This window comes from Arthrobacter sp. HMWF013 (assembly GCF_003061105.1).
In the GTDB taxonomy this organism is placed as follows: domain Bacteria; phylum Actinomycetota; class Actinomycetes; order Actinomycetales; family Micrococcaceae; genus Arthrobacter.
In genome coordinates, this window is sequence record NZ_QAIQ01000632.1 from 1 (window position 1) to 2,973 (window position 2,973).

At 65.5% G+C, this 2,973-nt stretch carries 2 protein-coding genes and 2 pseudogenes; 2 read left to right on the forward strand and 2 right to left on the reverse strand.

Annotated features, from left to right (window positions below; genetic code table 11):
- A pseudogene (locus DBR22_RS20980) lies at positions 1–498 on the reverse strand (diaminopimelate decarboxylase); the annotation flags it as partial.
- A gap of 5 nt (positions 499–503) precedes the next feature.
- A complete protein-coding gene (gene argS / locus DBR22_RS20985) occupies positions 504–2,153 on the reverse strand; it encodes an arginine--tRNA ligase (protein ID WP_108600581.1) in 1,650 nt (549 codons plus the stop codon).
- Between the two features lie 147 nt (positions 2,154–2,300).
- Between argS and DBR22_RS20990 the strand changes: the two genes are divergently transcribed.
- The gene (locus DBR22_RS20990) at positions 2,301–2,774 is read left to right on the forward strand and encodes an FMN-binding protein (protein ID WP_108600582.1); all 474 of its coding nucleotides are present in this window, start codon (positions 2,301–2,303) and stop codon (positions 2,772–2,774) included.
- A gap of 3 nt (positions 2,775–2,777) precedes the next feature.
- Positions 2,778–2,973: pseudogene (locus DBR22_RS20995) on the forward strand (FAD:protein FMN transferase); the annotation flags it as partial.

Below are 2,973 nucleotides of genomic sequence, written 5' to 3' on the forward strand. Positions count from 1 at the left end.
GTCCACCACGATCCGGCCAAGTTTCATGTCGAGGGCGCGGTGGATTTCGCCGTCGGACTTGTTGTTGCCGTGCAGGGCAACGTCCGCGCCGGGGATCCCGGCCCGGGCAGCGACGGCGAGTTCCCCGCCGGAGGCCGTGTCCAGCCGCAGGCCTTCTTCCTCCACCCACCGCACCACGGCGGTGCAGAGGAACGATTTGCCGGCGTAGTAGACGTCCACTCCGCCGCAGATGTCGGCGAACGCGTTGTTGAACGCGTCGCTGAATGCACGGGCGCGGGCCCGGAAATCGTTCTCGCTCATCACGAACAACGGCGTTCCGTACTGCCGTTGCAGCTCGCTGACCGGGATACCGTCGATGGCGAGTTCGCCGTCGACGTTCCGGTCAACGTCCTGGGCCCACAGCGGCTGGTGCAGGGCGTTCAGATCGGCAGGAACGGCAAGCCACTCAGGTGCCAACGGCGACTCGTGACCCGCGGAAGCCGAGGGCTGTTCTGACATGGGGATCACATCCGTTCCGGCGCGGAAACGCCAAGCAGGTCCAGGCCGTTGGCCAGCACCTGGCTGGTGGCGTCGTTAAGCCACAGGCGGGTGCGGTTGACGTCAGTCACCGTCTCGTCACCCATGGGGGCGATGCGGCAGGCGTCGTACCAGCGGTGGTACGCACCTGCAATGACTTCAAGGTGGCGGGCCACCCGGTGCGGCTCGCGCAGTTCAGCGGCCTTTGCCACGATCGAGGGGTAGCTGCCCAGGTAGGACAGCAGCTCGTTCTCGGTGGCATGGTCCAGCAGTGAGGCCTCGAAGGCGCTGCGGTCCACACCGGCGGCAACGGCGTTCCGGGCCGCGCCGCGGGTCCGCGCGTGGGCGTACTGGACGTAGAAGACCGGGTTCTCGTTGCTGTGCTTCTTCAGCAGATCCGGGTCAAGGGTCAGCGGCGAGTCTGCCGGGAAACGGGCCAGGGAGTAACGCACCGCATCCTTGCCCAGCCAGTCGATGAGGTCCTTGAGTTCGATGATGTTGCCGGCACGCTTGGACAGCTTCGCACCGTTGACCGAAACCAGCTGGCCGATCAACACCTCGATGTTGACCTCGGGATCATCCCCTGCGGCGGCCGCAATGGCCTTGAGCCGGTTGATGTAGCCGTGGTGGTCCGCGCCGAGCAGGTAGATCTTCTCGGTGTAGCCGCGGTCCTTCTTCGACAGGTAGTAGGCAGCGTCGGCAGCGAAGTAGGTAGGCTCGCCGTTCGCCCGGATCATGACCCGGTCTTTGTCGTCACCGAAGTCGGTGGTCCGCAGCCAGACCGCACCGCCGTCGTCGAACACGTGGCCCTGTTCGCGGAGGCGCGCGACGGCACTTTCAATGGCGCCGGCGTCGTGCAGTTCCTGCTCGGAGAAGAACACATCGAAATCGACGCCGAAATCGGCGAGCGTCGCTCGGATGTCCTTCATCTGGGCTTCGTAGGCCGCGGCGCGGATGACCGGAATGGCCGCCACTTCGGTCAGTTCGCGGATGTCCGGGTGCGCAGTCAGCACCTCATGGCCCAGGTCCGCGATGTACTGGCCGGGGTAGCCGCCGTCCGGCACCGGAAGGCCGTGGAGCCGGTTATAGACCGACTGCGCGAAAACGTTCATCTGCGTGCCGGCGTCGTTGATGTAGTACTCGGCGGTGACTTCAGCGCCGGAAGCACGCAGCACCCGGGCGATGGCGTCGCCCAGGGCTGCCCAGCGGGTGTGCCCGATGTGCAGCGGTCCGGTGGGGTTGGCTGAGACGAACTCCATGTTCACGGTGTGTCCGGCGAGCGCCGCGTTCGTGCCGTACTGCGCGCCCGCTTCCACGATGGCCTTGGCGAGGGCGCCGGCAGCACCGGCATCCACGGTGATGTTAAGGAACCCGGGCCCGGCGATATCCACCGCGGACACGCCGTCGATCGACTTCAGCCGGGTGCTCAGCACCGTGGCAAATTCGCGCGGATTGGTACCGGCCTGTTTGGCCAGCTGGAGGGCGATGTTGGTAGCCCAGTCGCCGTGCTCCCGGTTCTTCGGTCGCTCCACGCGCACATCATCAGGGACGGCTGATGCGGAAAGGGCAATTTCGCCAGCGGCGACAGCGTCTTTCAGGCAGGTGGATATGGCGAGGGAGAGTTCTTCGGGAGTCACTCCTCTAGCCTACCGGCGGCCGGGACGTGGACGAATTTGAGCGTCGGCCGTCACAGTGCGCACACAACGCAATCACAGGGTGAACCATTACGCTGAATCCGACGTTGAGTACACCGTAAGCACCCAGCCCACGAAACGAGACCCTTTATGAGACCGTCAGTCCGCAAGAGTGTTTTCGCCGGTATCGCCGGCCTTTCCCTCGCCGGGACGGTGGCTGGCTGCGCGCCGTCCGCCCAGAGCACCCCGGCCACCGGCACCAACTCAGCCGAAACCCCGTCCACCACTTCACCTTCAGGCACGGCGTCATCGCTGGCCAGCAGCGGTTCCGTCTACCAGGACGGCACGTACAGCGCCGACGGGACCTACGTCTCCCCCAACGGGACAGAAACTGTCGGGGTGGAATTGACGCTGGCTTCAGGGACCGTCACTGCGGTGAACATCACCCAGCATCCGTCCAATCCGAACACCAAGAAGTTCCAGGGCGAGTTCGCCGGCGGCATCGCGGCGCAGATCGTGGGCAAGAGTGTGGACGAGCTCAACGTGTCCAAGGTGGCCGGATCGTCGCTGACCAGCGGCGGCTTCAACAAGGCGCTTGAGACGATCAAAGCGGAGGCCAAGTAGGCCGTGCCGCACGGGGAGTGGGCAGACTTCACATTCGACGGCATCGGTACCCGTTGGGAAATCCTCACGCCCCGGCCGCTTGACGGCATGGTGCGTTCGCGCCTGCTTGCCGCGGTGGAGAAGTACGACGCCGAGTGGTCCCGGTTCAGGCCGGACTCGACGGTCAGTGCCATGTCCCGGCAGCCCGGGCGCTATACGT